The sequence below is a fragment of the Actinoplanes sp. NPDC049598 genome (genome assembly GCF_040675435.1).
GTDB lineage: Bacteria > Actinomycetota > Actinomycetes > Mycobacteriales > Micromonosporaceae > Actinoplanes.
Map to the genome: position 1 here is coordinate 81,275 of NZ_JBFAOX010000020.1, position 13,859 is coordinate 95,133.

13 protein-coding genes and 1 riboswitch are annotated in these 13,859 nt (G+C 71.3%); of the genes, 7 read left to right on the top strand and 6 right to left on the bottom strand.

Annotation, left to right across the window (positions count from 1 at the left end):
• Positions 1-83 precede the first annotated feature (83 nt).
• Both cydB and AB0J66_RS35585 read right to left on the bottom strand, forming a co-directional pair.
• Entirely contained in the window at positions 84-1,064 is a 981-nt protein-coding gene (gene cydB / locus AB0J66_RS35580) for a cytochrome d ubiquinol oxidase subunit II (RefSeq protein ID WP_364670432.1), read from the bottom strand.
• An 11-nt stretch (positions 1,065-1,075) separates the two neighbouring features.
• Positions 1,076-2,443, bottom strand: a complete 1,368-nt coding sequence (locus tag AB0J66_RS35585) for a cytochrome ubiquinol oxidase subunit I (protein WP_364670435.1) — start codon at positions 2,441-2,443, stop codon at positions 1,076-1,078.
• Positions 2,444-2,529: 86 nt separating this feature from the next.
• On the opposite strand from AB0J66_RS35585, the gene AB0J66_RS35590 reads away from it, so the two are divergent.
• From AB0J66_RS35590 to AB0J66_RS35615, 6 genes are all read left to right on the top strand, one after another.
• Entirely contained in the window at positions 2,530-2,877 is a 348-nt protein-coding gene (locus AB0J66_RS35590; protein WP_364670437.1) for a BlaI/MecI/CopY family transcriptional regulator, read from the top strand.
• Positions 2,874-3,770, top strand: a complete 897-nt coding sequence (locus AB0J66_RS35595) for a M56 family metallopeptidase (RefSeq protein ID WP_364670440.1) — start codon at positions 2,874-2,876, stop codon at positions 3,768-3,770. The genes AB0J66_RS35590 and AB0J66_RS35595 overlap by 4 nt, the downstream gene beginning before the upstream one ends.
• A gap of 122 nt (positions 3,771-3,892) precedes the next feature.
• Positions 3,893-4,030: riboswitch (cyclic di-AMP (ydaO/yuaA leader) on the top strand.
• Between the two features lie 15 nt (positions 4,031-4,045).
• Positions 4,046-5,041 (top strand): NlpC/P60 family protein, encoded by a 996-nt coding sequence (locus AB0J66_RS35600; RefSeq protein WP_364670443.1) that lies wholly within the window; start codon positions 4,046-4,048, stop codon positions 5,039-5,041.
• 166 nt (positions 5,042-5,207) lie between these two features.
• A complete protein-coding gene (locus tag AB0J66_RS35605) occupies positions 5,208-6,566 on the top strand; it encodes an AAA family ATPase (RefSeq protein ID WP_364670445.1) in 1,359 nt (452 codons plus the stop codon).
• A complete protein-coding gene (locus AB0J66_RS35610; RefSeq protein ID WP_364670447.1) occupies positions 6,563-8,059 on the top strand; it encodes a tetratricopeptide repeat protein in 1,497 nt (498 codons plus the stop codon). Before AB0J66_RS35605 ends, AB0J66_RS35610 begins: the two co-directional genes overlap by 4 nt.
• Before the next feature lie 123 nt (positions 8,060-8,182).
• Positions 8,183-8,464: a hypothetical protein gene (locus AB0J66_RS35615; protein WP_364670450.1), complete on the top strand. Its 282-nt coding sequence runs from the start codon at positions 8,183-8,185 to the stop codon at positions 8,462-8,464.
• 481 nt (positions 8,465-8,945) lie between these two features.
• Here AB0J66_RS35615 and AB0J66_RS35620 read toward each other — a convergent pair whose 3' ends face one another.
• The 4 genes from AB0J66_RS35620 to AB0J66_RS35635 all read right to left on the bottom strand — a co-directional run bounded on the left by AB0J66_RS35620 (position 8,946) and on the right by AB0J66_RS35635 (position 12,634).
• Positions 8,946-9,617: a Pr6Pr family membrane protein gene (locus tag AB0J66_RS35620; RefSeq protein WP_364670452.1), complete on the bottom strand. Its 672-nt coding sequence runs from the start codon at positions 9,615-9,617 to the stop codon at positions 8,946-8,948.
• A gap of 60 nt (positions 9,618-9,677) precedes the next feature.
• The gene (locus AB0J66_RS35625) at positions 9,678-10,406 is read right to left on the bottom strand and encodes a YcnI family protein (RefSeq protein WP_364670455.1); all 729 of its coding nucleotides are present in this window, start codon (positions 10,404-10,406) and stop codon (positions 9,678-9,680) included.
• Between the two features lie 204 nt (positions 10,407-10,610).
• Positions 10,611-11,966 (bottom strand): ATP-binding protein, encoded by a 1,356-nt coding sequence (locus AB0J66_RS35630; RefSeq protein WP_364670458.1) that lies wholly within the window; start codon positions 11,964-11,966, stop codon positions 10,611-10,613.
• Positions 11,966-12,634: a response regulator transcription factor gene (locus AB0J66_RS35635; RefSeq protein WP_364670460.1), complete on the bottom strand. Its 669-nt coding sequence runs from the start codon at positions 12,632-12,634 to the stop codon at positions 11,966-11,968. The genes AB0J66_RS35630 and AB0J66_RS35635 overlap by 1 nt, the downstream gene beginning before the upstream one ends.
• 103 nt (positions 12,635-12,737) lie before the next feature.
• Between AB0J66_RS35635 and AB0J66_RS35640 the strand changes: the two genes are divergently transcribed.
• Positions 12,738-13,850, top strand: a complete 1,113-nt coding sequence (locus tag AB0J66_RS35640; protein ID WP_364670463.1) for a hypothetical protein — start codon at positions 12,738-12,740, stop codon at positions 13,848-13,850.
• The last annotated feature ends 9 nt before the right edge of the window (positions 13,851-13,859 follow it).

The following is a 13,859-nucleotide window of genomic DNA, read 5'->3' on the forward strand; positions in this document are numbered from 1 at the left end:
GACAGCGGAGGGAGAGGGGAGCGCGGAGGAAGCAGCGGCAGGAGAAGGAGGGGCGGACGGGGAAGTGGCGAAGGGTGGGCGGGTCATGATGGGACTCGTTCGCTGGCCACGCGGCGGCGGAAGACGAAGTAGGAGAAGGCCTGGTAGGCCAGGACGCCGGGCAGGATGAAGACGCCGGCCCAGGTGAGCAGCTCCAGGGCCTGGGGGGTGGCCGCGGCGGCGTCCCGGGTGAGCGACCACTGCGGGTCGAGGGTGCTGCGCAGGACTACGTCGCCGTGGGCGGTGAAGACGGCGACGACGGTGCCGGCCACTGACAGGGCTGTGGTGGCGAAGGCCAGCGCCTCGCGGCCGGAGCGGGCCAGCATGCCGGCGAGCAGGCTGAGGGCCGCGGCGGCGAGGGCCAGTCGTGACCCCGTACCGAACCCGATGAGGACCAGCGCGAGCGCCCCGCCGGTGCCCAGCCAGCGAGCCAGCGTGCGAGCCCGATGGCGCAGCGGCCCGCTGGTGCGCAGGCCGAGGAAGGTGGCGCCGAGCAGCAAAGCGGCGAACAGGGCCGCGAGAGCGCCCCAAGCGGCCGGCCAAGACCAGAATGGCGCCAGCGTGCGGGAGAAGCCGCCGCCGGTGACCGAGCCGTCGGCGCCGAGGGCCAGGCCGCGGGCGAACGTCGCCAGCAGCGCGCCCCACACCAGCACGATGCCGAGCGAGCTGACCGCCAGCGCGATGTCGGCCCGGCGGCGGTAGGAAGGCCCGTCGCCCTTGCCGCGGAACTCGAGGGCGACACCGCGCACCGCGAGCAGGAGCAGCAGGACGACCATCGGCAGGTAGAGGCCGGACAGCATGGCCGAGTACCAGCTGGGGAACGCGGCGAAGGTGACGCCGATCGCGGCGACCAGCCAGACCTCGTTGCCGTCCCAGAACGGGCCGATGGTGCGGACGGCGGCCCCGCGCTCGTGATCGTCGCGGCCCAGCAGCGGGCCGAGCAGTCCGACCCCGAAGTCGAAGCCCTCGAGCACGAAGAAGAGCACCCAGGCGAGCACGACGACGGCGAACCAGAAGGTGATCATGGATGGTCCCCTCAGTAGACGGGAGCGGGTTCGGCGGCGGCCTCGGCCTCGGCCCCGGCCGGGGGCGCGAGGGGTTGTCGGGCCAGGTGGCGGATCAGGCGGAACCAGACGACGGCGAGGATCCCGTAGATCACCGTGAAGCCGGCCAGCGAGGCGATCACCTCGGAGCTGGTGAGCCCGGGGGAGATGCCGTCGGCGACCTTGGAGATGCCGAACGCGATCCACGGCTGCCGGGCGGTCTCGGTGAAGATCCAGCCGAAGGTGTTGGCCACCGCGGGCAGGATCGGGATCAGCGGCAGCCATCGGGTCAGCCAGCGCGGCGCCTCCCGGTGCTTCCTCGTGCGCCAGAGGTAATAGGCGGCGACGGCCGCGGCCAGCATGCCGGCGCCGATCATCACGCGGAACGACCAGAAGGCGACCGGGATCATGGGCACGTACGAGCCGGGGCCGTACTGCGCCGCGTACTGGGCCTGGAGGTCGTTGATGCCCTGGACGGTCGCCGTCGGGTTGCCCTTGGCCAGGATGGAGAGCAGCCACGGGATGTCGAGGGAGAAGTCGGGGAACGGCGAGCCGATCGTGAAGATCGAGAACGGCGCGCCCTTGGTGGTCTCGTAGAGGGCCTCGGCCGCAGCCATCTTCATCGGCTGCACCTCGGTCATGACCTTGCCCAGGTGGTCGCCGGTGAGCGCGGTCAGCGCCCCGCCGGCCAGGGTCATCCAGGCGCCGAGCCGCGCCATGATCCGGAATGTGCCGTCGGCCCGGAGCCGCCACACACCGAGGGCCAGCAGCAACGCCCCGCCGACCATGATCGCGCCGGCCAGCGTGTGCGGGAACGCGGCCAGATTGACCTTGTTCAGCAGCAGCTCGGTGAAGGATGTCAGCCGGGCGCGCTGGGTGACCGGGTCGAGCTCGTACGCCACGGGGTGCTGCATGAAGGAGTTGGCGGCCAGGATGATGAACGCGGAGAGCACGGTGCCGATGGCGACGATGACGATCGTGGCGGTGTGCACGAGGCGGGGCAGCCGGTCCCAGCCGAAATACCAGAGGGCGAGGAACGTCGCCTCGAGGAAGAACGCGAGCATGCCCTCGATGGCCAGCGTCGGGCCGAAGACGTCGCCGTAGAACTTGGCGAACGCGCTCCACCCCAGGCCGAACTGGAACTCCTGCACGAGGCCGGTGACCACGCCGACCGCGAACGTGACGATCAGGATCTTGCCGACGAACTTCGTCAGATGCAGATACTCAGCGCGCTTGGTGCGCAGCCAGGCGATCTGCAGGCCGGCGGCGGCCGCGGCCAGGCTGATCGACAGCGGCACGAAGAAGTAGTGATAGATCGTCACCACCGCGAACTGCAGCCGGGTCAGGTCCAGCACGTCCATGGGAATGCCCCCTCTACGACGTCTCGTAGTAGATACTACGTCGTGTAGTACGACGCCGTGCAGTAGGCCTGTGTAAGATGGCATACATGGCTCTCGGGGACTTGGAACGCGAGGTCATGCGGCAGTTGTGGGATGCGGGCGAGCCGCTCACCGTGCGGCAGGTGCACGAGCGGCTCCGGGAGCGCGACCTGGCCTACACGACCGTGATGACCGTGCTCAACCGCTTGACGAAAAAGCGCGTCGTCATCCAGCAGGACGAGGACCGCGCATATAGATACGTCCCCGCCCAGTCCCGCGAGGAGATGACCGCCGGCCTGATGCTCGACGCTCTCACCGCCAGCGGCGACCAGGACGCCGCTCTGGCCTACTTCATGGGGCAACTGTCGCCGGACGCCCTGAAAGCGGCAATCGAAGCAGTCAACAACAAGACGTGACCGCACTCCTGCTCGGCGCGCTCGGCCTGACCTTGTCGCTGGTCGTTCCGGGCCCGCTGGCGCGTGCGCACTGGCCCGACCGGGCGCCCGTCGCGGCCGTCCTGCTCTGGCAGTCGATCACCCTGAGCGCCGTGCTGTCCGCGCTCGGCGTGGTGCTTTCCGCCCCGTACGAGTTGTCCAGGACCTCCGGAAAACCCGTCCTCGCGCTGCTCGGCGCCCTGGCGGTTGCCGCCCTGATCATTCTGCGCCTGCTGATCTCCTTGGTCGGGGTCACGCGAAGGTCAAGGGCGAGAAGAGCCAGGCACCGTACGCTCGTGGACCTGCTCGACCGGGCCGAGCAGCACCGCGAGCTGGGCCCGGACAACCTGCGCGTGCTCGACGGCGCCCTCCCGCTGGCGTACTGCGTGCCCGGCCGCGAGCCCCGCGTCGTGCTCAGCAACGGTGTCCTTCAGGTGCTCGACCGGGAGCAGGTCGACGCTGTCCTGACCCACGAGCAGACCCATCTGCGGCACCGGCACGAGGTGGTGATGGAGTCGTTCACCGCCTTCTACCGGGCGGTGCCCCGCCCCCTGCGGAGCCGGGTGCCGCTCGACGCCGTACACCTGCTCCTGGAAATGATCTCGGACGACGTGGCGCGACGGAGAGTCGGGGCCGAGCCGCTGCGAGCCGCTCTGGAGCGGCTGACCGACGCCGTCCCCCTGGCGGAGGACGCGCGGGCCGACCCGACGGGTGAGGCGCGGCGTCGCCGGCTGGCCCGGCTGACCCGGCCGCACACCGTGTCCGTCGGCCTCAACATCGCCGCCGGGCTCGCCGCCGTTGGGCTGCTGGTATTACCGACCGTGATTCTCGTGGTGCCCTGGCTCGACCGTGCGCTGGACCACTGGCCGCTCTGACTACTCTGTGTGTGACTTTCTACGCAAGCAGTTTCCCGCCCGCGCCGCCTTCAGTTCTCCGCATGATCCGGAGTACGGTGGTCCCCGGTCTGGCAGCCCCCCATCGTCCAACCGGCCGATCTGACGGACCACCGCCTAATCGTCGTGTGGGCGAACCGGGGACCCGAGCAGTTGGGGTGAAGCCGCGATCCGTCGCGGCCGGGCGCGTCTTCCCGTCCGAACCCGTCAGCTAACCCGGTCGGCGGCTCGAGGGAAGAAAGGACATCACACCCAACGTGAAACGGATTGGGGCGCGCGGTCGCGCCGCAGTTCTGCGCGGGCTCGTCTGCGCACTCGCGGCGGTCGGGGTCGTTGTCACCGGACCAGCCGCCGCACATGCGACACCCTCGCCCTCCTCGGTCGAGGCCCAGATCGACAAGCAGTGGAACGCCCTCGAGCCGGTCATCGAGGAGTACAACAACGTGCACAACCAGCTGCTGAAGAACCGGACCCGGCAGAAGCAGCTGTCCGCCCAGCTCACTCCGCTCCAGGTGCAGGTCGACCTGGCGATGGCGCAGGTACGGGGCCTGGCCGTCGACGCGTACAAGCAGGGTGCCCCCAACGCTCTGGATGCCATGATCATCAGTGGCAACCCGACCGGGCTGACCGACAAACTGACCTATCTGGATCAGCTGGCCCGTCATCAGCAGGAGCAGATCAAGGGCGTGGCGGCGCTGCGGGACAAGCTCGCCGCGACCAAGGCCGACCTGGATGTCGTGACCAAGTCCGTCGCCGCCCGCGACAAGGACCTGGGCACCCGCAAAGCAGCGATCGAGACGAAGATCACCTCGCTCCAGAAACTGCGGATCCAGGCCTACGGCTCGGCGGACGCCTCGGACGGGCCGCTGCGCCTGGGTCCCTGTCCGGTCACGTACACCAACGACAAGGGTGGCCGGGCCGCGCAGAAGGCCTGCGACCTGATCGGCCTGCCGTACGTCTTCGGGTCGGCCGGCCCGAACACGTACGACTGCTCCGGCCTGACCCAGGAGGCCTGGGGCAGCGTCGGCGTGCACCTCGACCACTACACGAAAGACCAGTGGAACGAGGGCAAGGCGGTCTCCCGGGACGAGTTGCAGCCGGGTGACCTGGTGTTCTTCTTCCCGGGCAGCCTCCACCACGTAGGCCTCTACATCGGTGGCGGCATGATGGTCCACGCCCCGCACACGGGTGATCATGTGCGGATGGCGGAGATCGACCGGATGCCCATCGCGGGCTTCCGGCGACCGGGCTGATCGGCTCGTCGGTTTCTCGAGGCCGTCGGGGCTCTGCCCCGGCGGCCTCAGCTTTTGGTGGCGCTGGGTGCGCGGGGTTCCGCTTGCTTGGCCGTACGCCTGCGTGAGCGCCCGGTTGTCATGGGCCACAGCTGGGGCTGGGCGGGCGCGGGCATAATTCGGTGTCATGAGCGACTCGCCCCTGATCGACAGCTTGACCGCGGCCGTGGAGGCCCGCCCGGACGACCTCCCGCTGCGGCTGCACCTGGCCGAGTTGCTCGTGGCGGCCGGCCGTGGGGGAGAGGCGATCGGGCACGCCGCTCAGGTGCTGGCCCGTGAGCCGGGCAACGCCACGGCCCAGCGGTTGATGGGCGCCGCTCTGAATCCGGCCGCGCCTTCTTCCGTACCCTCTCCGCCGGAGGCCCCCGGCGCGCCCGCCAATCCCGGCGCGCCCGCCAATCCCGGCGCGCCCGCCACTCCCGGCGCGCCCGCCACTCCCGCCGTGCCGCCCACCCCCGCCGCGCCCTCCCCTCCCGCCGTCCCGTCCGGGAAGCCGGCTGACGGTGTGGACTGGGCCGCGATGGAGCAGGAGTTCGGCGACATCGTCCCGCCGCGTTTCGCCCGGTCGGGCGACTCGGTGGAGCCGGTCCGCGGCCACGAGGACCGCAGCTTCGACATCGAGACCTCGACGATCACCCTGGCCGACGTCGGTGGCATGGAACAGGTCAAGAAGCGTCTCGAGATCTCCTTCCTGGGCCCGTTGCGGAACCCGAAGCTGCGCAGCCTGTTCGGCAAGAGCCTGCGCGGTGGCCTGCTGCTCTACGGCCCGCCCGGCTGCGGCAAGACGTTCCTGGCCCGAGCGGTGGCCGGCGAGATGGGCGCCTCGTTCATCTCCCTGTCGATCACCGACGTGCTCAACATGTGGGTCGGGAGTTCCGAACGCAACCTGCACGATCTGTTCGACTCGGCCCGCGGCCACGCCCCCTGCGTGCTGTTCCTCGACGAGATCGACGCCCTGGGTCACAAGCGCAGCCAGCTCAACTCGTCGTCCATGCGCACGGTCGTCAACCAGCTGCTCACCGAGCTGGACGGCGTCGACGGCAACAACGACGGCGTCTTCGTGCTCGCCGCGACCAACGCCCCCTGGGACATCGACTCGGCCCTGCGCCGTCCGGGCCGCCTCGACCGTACGGTCCTGGTGCTGCCGCCCGACAAGGCCGCCCGCTCGGCGATCCTGCAGTACCACCTGCGGGACCGCCCGGTGGCCAACATCGACCTGGGCCGCGTGGCCGACGCCACCGACCACTTCTCGGGCGCCGACCTGGCCCACGTCTGCGAGACGGCGGCCGAGTTCGCCATGCGCGACTCGATCAGCACCGGCGAGATCCGCATGATCAACCAGGACGACATGCTGGCCGCGGTCCGCGAGGTCCGCCCGTCGACCGACGGCTGGTTCGCCACGGCCCGCAACGTGGCCATGTTCGCCAACGAGTCCGGCGAGTACGACGACCTGGCCGCCTACCTGAAAAAGCGCAAGATCCGTTGAGTGCGTACTGGCGGGCGCACCGGCTCGCCCAGGTCGGCCGCTACGACGAAGCGGAGAGGGCGGCCCGCGACGGCCTGGCCGCCGAGCCGGGCGATGCGCGGCTGCTGACCCTGCTGGCCTCGGTGCAGCGGCTGCGCCGCGACTACGCCGGCGCCCTGGCCACGGCCGACGCCGCCGTGGCGGCGGCGCCCTTGTTCGCCGACGCCCACGCCGAACGCGCCGAGAACCTCATCGTCCTGATCCGCGCCCGCGACGCCGTACCGGCCGCCGCCGAGGCCGTCCGCCTGGCCCCCACCGAGCCCACCGGCCACTTCGTGCTGGCCCGGGCCCTGGCCGCGGCCAAGGACTACCCGCGGGCCCGCGCCGCCGCCGCCCACGGCCAATCCCTGGACCCGAACTCGGTCGAGGGCCTGCTCACCGTGGCCGACGTGGAACGCGACGCTGGCAACCGCGAGGCCGCCCTGTCCGCGGCCCGCGCCGCCCTGGCCGTCAGCCCCGGCAACCCGTACGGCCGCTGGCTGATCGCCATGCTCGACGCCGAACGCCTCCGCGTCCGCCGCTCGATGCGCGCCCTGAGAGACGTCGCCCGCGACAACCCCGCCCGAGCGGACATCGTCTCGATGACCTGGCCCATCCGCGGCGTCCTGAACGGCCTCCGCCGGGGCTTGGCCGCCAGCGCCGCCCTGATCTGCCTGCTGCAGCTGATCGCCCACTGGTGGTGGCCCCCGGCCGCCCCGTTCGGCCGCATCATGTCAGCCGTCCTGGCCACCGTCATGGCCGGCTTCGCCGCCCGCATCCTCCTCCCCGCCGGCCGCCTCCCCTGGCGCTGCCTGCGCTTGCTCCCCACCCTGATGCGCCGCGCCGACCTCACAGCCCTGGCCCTGACCGCAACAGCCATAGCCCTCCTCTACCTGTACGCAGCCACGAACTGGTGGCCGCTTCCCCTGCTCGCCCTGGCCCTGACCCCCCTCCTATGGCTCCTGAGCCTCGCCGAACTCCTGGGCGCAGGCCTGGACGACCCCGGCGCCCGCCACGCCCTCACCGACCTGGCCACCGAGTTCCGCGATTGGTGGCAAACCACCAAGAAAGACCTCCGCGCCGCCTGGAACGACCCCCAAACCTCCACCTCGAGCACACCGCCATCCCCGCCGCCCGCCCCGAGCGCGCCGCCGGCCCCGGGCGCGCCGCCGGCCCCGGGCGCGCCGCCATCTACGCCGTCCGCCCCAGACCCCGCGTCGGGTCTGCCGTCCGCTCCGGGCGGGCTGTCGGGTCTGCCGTCCGCTCCGGGCGCGCCACCGTCTCCGCCGCCCGCTCCGGCCGCGCCGGCTGACCTTTCACCACCGGGTGCGCCGCCGGCTCAGCTCTCCGCCTCAGGCGCGCCGCCGTCTCCGCCGCCGGCTTCGGGGGCGCCGCCGTCTCCGCCGCCGGCTCAGCCCTCTGCCCCGAGGGTGCCGCCGGAACCTCCACCCTTGCCGGACGACGGGGCTCAATGACGGCGATTACGTCGCTCTTTGGGGTGTGTTCGCCGGCTCGGAGGGTGGCGGGGCCATAATGGCGTCGCGGTGGCGGTGTGCGGTCCGCATGCTGTAGGGCATGGTGGCGATCGGTGGCGCGTCATGACAGACCGGGACGACCTGCGGCTCTCGCACGAGCTGGAGTCGATCGTGGAGGCCGGGCAGGAGGCCGGCTACGCCCCCGAGCTGGCCGACCTCGCGATCCGGCGGTGGCGCAGCTTCGACCGCCGCAACCGGACCCGCAACCCCGGCCACGACCTCCGCGTCCGCGACCTGGCGAAGGGCCTGAAGCAGGGCTATCCAGGCGATCTCATCTTCCTCCCTCCAGGCGTGTTGGAGAACGTCGCCGAACGCTTCGCCGAAGTCCTGCGCCGCAATCAGTAAACCGCGCCTCCGACCGTCCTCCCTAGGCCTGCGCGACCTATGACGGCGCGACCTATGGCGGCGCGACCTATGACGGCGCGACCTATGACGGCGCGACCTATGACGGCGCGACCTATGACGGCGCGACCTATGACGGCGCGACCTATGACGGCGCGACCTATGACGGCGCGACCAATGACGGGGGAACCCGTGATCGGGCGACCTGCGACGGCGCGACCAATGACGGGGGAACCCGTGATCGGGCGACCTACGACTGCGCGACCGATGACCGGGCGACTGATGACCGGGCGACCGATGACCGCGCTGCCCACGTTCGCGGACCCGTCGCCACGGCGCCTATGCCTGCGGCGCCTACTACCGCGCTGCTGATGATCGCTCGATGAACCGCCGCTCTTGGCCGCGTTGGCCGATACCTCCCGGCCGTCGGTTGCTCGGGGCGCTGATGTGGGGCCCGCTTCGGGGGCGCGCGTAGCGGCGTACGTCAGGGGTTGCTTTTGCTTGAGACCGCGAGTGGCGCTGGGAGAGTAGGCACAGTCTGGGGTAGGCGGCGGTCGAGGAGCCGGAGGATCGCGGCGAAGGCGGCGGCCATGACGCCGACCATCAGCATGTTGCGGATGGCGGTGGGGTAGCCGATCTCGGTGGCGTCCGCGAAGGGGTAGGGGAACCAGTCGGTGGTCGCGCCGTGGGCCAGGGTGTAGGCGATCCAGGCGGCGGGCCAGAGGAAGGCCCAGATGATCGTTCGCAGGTCGATCTGTGGGCGCGGGCCGAAGGCGATCCAGCCGGCGAGGGCGGCCCACGGGGCGATGTAGTGGAAGCCGAGGTTCGACCACCAGCCGGCGCCGTGCGGATCGGTCGTGCCGGCGAGGATCGTGGCGTAGACGAGGCCGGTCACGATGATCCCGAGCAGCGCGTCGAGCCGCAGGATCCGCCAGACGCGTCCGTCGCGGCCCGGATCGATCATGAGGGCGCCCGCGGCGAGCAGCACGAGCACGTTGCTCTGGATCGTGAAGAAGCTGAACAGCCGGACGAACCGGGTGGTCACGGGCGCGTCGTCGCCCTGCGCGCTGAGCACGACCTGGATGAGCAGTGACGTCAGGACGACGGCGAAGAGCAGACCGTGCCAGACCCTGGAGGCCGTGCGAACGCGATTCACGTCCGGTAGTAAACCGCGAGGCCGGCCGCATCCGCGACCGGCCTCGTCAGGTGTGAAGCGTCAGGACTTGGCCTTCTCCTCGGCCGGGCGGCGGCCCGCCTTGGCGTACGCGAGCAGCGCCAGGATCAGCGCGATCACGCCGGCGATCAGGCCCGCGATGCCGAACGCGTCGGGACCGTCGGAGCTGTCGTCGTCGGCGGCGGGCGCGGCCGCCGCCGATGCCGTGGGCGCGGCGGCCGCCGTGTCGGTGGCGCCGGCCGCGGCCAGCTTCAGCACGGGCGCCGGGTGCTCCGGCTCCGAGCCGTCGGTGGTGGGCTCGTCGATCCAGCGGACGATGGTGCCGTCCGAGTACGTCTGCAGCGCCTTGAAGACCAGCTGGCCGGACTCGGGCAGCGGCCCGAGCGACACGTCGAACTCCTGGAACTGCCCGGGCTTGACCTCGGAGCCGGCCTTGGCCGTCCAGGTGATCTTCGAGACCGCCTCGGTGATCTGCGCGCCGTGCGCCTCGAGCGGCTTGGCCAGCTTGGACTCGGTGGCCACCACGTCCCACCCGTTGATCGGCTTGACCGAGACGGACGCAACCGGGTTGTCGGCCGGCAGGTTCACCTCGACCTTGGTGGTGGAGGCGGTGTCGGACTCGTTGGGCACCCGGAAGGTCACCTTGGTGTAGCCGCCGGCGGTCGCGGTGTCGGGGTTCACCGTGACGTGGGCCGAGGCCGGCGCGGCCAGGGCCAGGGTGAGGCCGGCAACCGTGGCGGCCACCAGGGCCGAGCGCTTGAGCAGGGACATCGAAGTCGTCAACCTTCCGCATGGGGGACAGCCCGTTGCCGGGCGTTCCGCGTTGGTCGCGCCTGCGGCCGCGAAAGTTCCCGACAATCTCAAAAACTTTGCCGTACGCGGTCACCGCCGACCCGGCGACGCGGGGCGCAGCCGATCATGCCGCCCTGACCGCCGGGCGGCCGTTCCGCTCGGGCGGTCTCTTGCGGTGCCGGGTCACCGGACGGCCGGTAGGCGGACGTCGACGCGCAGGCCGGGGTCGGCGTCGCCCAGGGTGACCGTGCCGCCGTGGCGACGTGCCAGCTCGCGGACGATGGCCAGGCCGAGCCCGGAACCGCCCGCGTCCCGGGCCCGCGCGTCGTCGAGCCGTGTGAACCGGTCGAACACCCGCTCGCGGTCGGCCGCGGGAATGCCCGGGCCGTCGTCGGTCACCGTGATCCAGCGGTACGCGTCGTCGGCCCGTACCTCGACGCAGACCCGCGACTTGGCGTGCCGCACCGCGTTGTCGAGCAGGTTGGCCACCACCCGCCCGAGCGCATCGGGCTCACCGGCGATCAGGACCGGCGCCGCCGGGCGTACATAACCCACGGTGGGATAGCGGGCCGCCACGTCGCCGACCACCGCGCCCAGGTCGACCTCGCGGAACGGCGCCGACACCACCCGCCCCGGGGCCGCGTCGTCGGCCCGCGCGAGCAGCAGCATGTCGTCGACGAGCCGGCTGAGCCGATCGACATCGGTGAGCAGGTCCTCCGACAACGCGTTCCAGTCGGTGTCGGGCAGTCGCTGCGAGACCTCCAACTCCGTCCGCATGTTGGTCAGCGGGCTGCGGAGCTCGTGAGCCGCGTCGGCCACGAACGCCCGCTGCCGGGCCTGCGCGGCGTCGAGCCGGTGCAGCATGCCGTTCAGCGTGACCGCCAGCCGGTATATCTCGTCGCGTGACTCGGGCACCGGCAGCCGCCCGGCCCTCGTACCTCCGGTGATCTCCTCCGCGCCGGAACGCAGCGCGTCGACCGGGCTGAGCGCCGCGCCCAGCACTCGCCACAGCACCAGCCAGAGCGCCCCGACCAGCAGCGGGAACATGATGAGCAGGGTCACCCGCAGGATGTGCACGCCCTGGGTCAGGTCGTTCGTGGACCGCGCGACCAGCACGCGCACCGGGTCGGTGGGCGGCCCGGCGGTCACCATCACGACCCGCGCGTCGCCATCGAGCCCGATCCGGCTGCCGGCGATCTCGCGGACGTTGCCGTCCTTCATGCCCTCGAGCTCGTCGGGGTGCAGCATCGGGATGAGCCGGTCGGCCCCCGCCGAGATCGACAGCACCCGGCTCTCCGCGTCGATGACCTGCACCTGCATGGCCGCGTTGACCGGGATCGGCTCGGCCAGCTGCCCCTGCTCGACGAGCTTGGCCACGCCCCGGGCGGTGTCGAGGGCCTCGGCGTTGACCGCCCGCAGCAGCCCGAAGTTGAGCACCGCGACGAGCAGCACGCCGCCCGCGGCCAGGCCGGCGGTAAGCGCCAGGACGGACGTGAGGACCAGCCGGGCGCGCAGGCTGAGCTCGCGCGGCCGGCGCATCAGTCGCCCGTCACGGCCGCGAGCCGGTACCCCGCGCCCCGCACGGTCTCCAGCCGGTCCCGCCCGATCTTGCGGCGCAGATATCCCACATACACCTCGACGGCGTTGGGCGCGGTCTCGACGGCCGCGTCCCAGACGTGGTCGAGCAGCTCGATCTTGCTGACCACCTCGCCGGGGCGGCGCATGAGGTATTCGAGCAGGGCGAACTCCCTCGCTGTGAGCGTCACCTCGCTGCCGGCGACCAGCACCCGCCGCTCGGCCGGGTCGAGCTCGACGTCGCCGTGGGCGAGAACGGTCGGCCGTTCGTGCACGCCCCGGCGCAGCAGCGCCCTCAGCCGGGCGAGCAGCACGATGTAGGAGAACGGCTTGGTCAGATAGTCGTCGGCGCCGCAGTCGAGCCCGTCGGCCTGGTCGTACTCGCCGTCCTTGGCCGACAGCATCAGCACCGGCACCCAGTTGCCCTCGGCCCGCAACTGCCGCACCACCCGGTACCCGCTGAGCCGCGGCAGCATCACGTCGAGAATCATCGCGTCGTACCCGCCGTGCCGGGCCATCTCGAGGCCGTCCTGCCCGTCGCCGGACACGTCGACCGCGAAGCCCTCGGCCTGCAGCCCGCGCTGCAGCGCGGCGGCGAGCCGCGCCTCATCTTCTACCACCAGCAACCGCACCCCCTTACCTTGGCATGGGAGGGGCAACCCCTAGGGGCGGCTCTCAGCCCGGTCACAGCGGCCACGGCGCACTCTTGTGGCAGATCAACGGGAGGTGGACATCGTGTCCGTGTTCAGATCGAGGCCGGCCCTTCGCTGGCTCGTACCATCCGCCGCGGCGGTGGTCGTGATCGGGGGCGGCGCAGCGGCGGGAACGATCGTCGCGAGCGCGGATCCCTCGTTGCCCGACCGCAGCGCGGCCGAACTGCTCGTCGACCTGCAGAACGCCAAGGTCGACGGGCTCTCCGGCACCATCGTGCAGAGCGCCGACCTGGGGCTGCCCAAGATCGCCGGGCTGACCGCCGACTCGAGCGGCGGCGACCTGGTCAACCTGGTCGCGGGCAGCAACACCGCCCGCGTCTGGTACGCCGGTGAGGACAAGGCGCGCCTGGCGCTCATGAGCACGCTCGGCGAGACCGACGTCATCCGCAACGGCCAGAGCGTGTGGCTGTGGCAGAGCAAGGCCAAGACCGCCTCGCACTTCACACTCCCTGCGGGCAGCGAGAAGAAGCCGGCGGCGCTGCCGACCGGGATCCCCTCGACGCCGCAGGACGCGGCCGAGGCGGCGCTCGACGCCATCGACCCGACGACGGTGGTCTCGACCACCGGCGCGGCCAAGGTGGCCGGGCGCGACGCCTACGAGCTGGTGCTCGCGCCGAAGGCGACCGAGTCGCTGATCGGGCAGGTGCGCCTGGCCATCGACGCGGAGAAGAAGATCCCGCTGCGGGTCGACCTTTACGCCAAGAATGCGGTCAACCCGGCCGTCCGGGTCGCGTTCCAGCAGATCAGCTTCGACACGCCGGACGCCCAGCAGTTCGCCTTCAACCCGCCGCCGGGCACGAAGGTGACCGAGACGGACGCCGGCAAGCTCGAGACCGAGCTGCAGAAGGAGCACAAGGCGGCCGGGACCAAACGGCCGGCGGCGGCTCCCGCCGAGGCGCCGAAGGTGATCGGCGAGGGCTGGGCCTCGGTGCTGACGGCGAAGCTGCCGAAGGCGTCGGGTGACGAGGCCAAGCAGCTCGACGGCGTGGTGGACATGCTGCCGAAGGTGAGTGGCGCCTGGGGTAGTGGTCATCTCTTCTCCGGTTCGCTCTTCAGCGTGCTGGTGACGGACGACGGCCGGGTCTTCGCGGGAGCCGTGGCTCCGGAAACGCTGTACAAGGCCGCTGCCAAATAGTTCTAGAAC